At 30.9% G+C, this 866-nt stretch carries 2 protein-coding genes; both read right to left on the bottom strand.

The annotated features are described in order from the left end of the window. Positions 1-396 precede the first annotated feature (396 nt). Positions 397-570, bottom strand: coding sequence for a hypothetical protein (locus ACG9ZL_RS21060; protein WP_419361863.1), 174 nt, complete (start codon positions 568-570; stop codon positions 397-399). Positions 571-580: 10 nt separating this feature from the next. Beyond that, positions 581-866 (bottom strand): zonular occludens toxin domain-containing protein (locus ACG9ZL_RS21055; protein ID WP_419361860.1); only part of this gene is annotated, 286 nt, incomplete at its 5' end.

Below are 866 nucleotides of genomic sequence, written 5' to 3'. Positions count from 1 at the left end.
CCAAATATAAGAATAAAAACTGTCATTCCAACCCAATAATCCATTTAAAAGCGCCCTATTATGATCATATTTTGTGCATCGTTACCCGCATATTATAGATTGCTATTTCAGTGAATGTAAATTTATTAACCAGTTCATAATTTACCATTTGAGTACATTACTAGAAATAATAAAAGAGCCATTAGACAAAAACCAGTGATATAAAAAACCTAAATTTAGGGTCAAAATCCATTATTTAATCCTTTAAAAGCGTAATCAATGGGTCAATGCTCGAATATTGTTTGTGTCGATTTATAGTCATAAATCTAAGCGTCATAGACATGACGTTTTGTCTATAAATCAGTCCTTTGCGTATCATTTCGACAAGTCTTTTTTGTGAAAAGACTTGTACAAGTTTCACTTGCTAATCAATAAATTAAAAGAATAACAAGCTAAATACCCCCAAGAATTACCAATAACACAACCGAGTGTAAATGCTAAAGAGATCAAAACTAAAAATAATTGCATAGGAAAGAAATGAATAAATGCAGTTCTGACATGTGCATCATGTTTTTTACGTTCAGAATCCATTATTAAAATCCTATAAATCACGTGAAGAACGAGAATAATAATGTTCATGCAAGTGAACCTTTTCAGAAACTTCACGTATTAATGAATGAGCAAATTTCTCATGTTGAAAGATAAATATAATGTCATGACCAAGATGTCTGTGTGTTAATAGTGATTGAAGTCTATGATCTATGCCTTTAAAACGGGCGGTAAAGTAATCAAGATATTCACAACCGTCATAGATAATGTATGCAGATTGATTTATAAGCGTCCAATCAGAATCAGGAATGACTTTGAAAGTGTTAGGTAAAAAAGAC

The sequence above is a fragment of the Acinetobacter legionensis genome (genome assembly GCF_048551735.1).
GTDB lineage: Bacteria > Pseudomonadota > Gammaproteobacteria > Pseudomonadales > Moraxellaceae > Acinetobacter.
The sequence above is the reverse complement of the archived record's forward strand: the minus strand, read 5'-3'. Positions and strand labels throughout refer to the sequence as shown.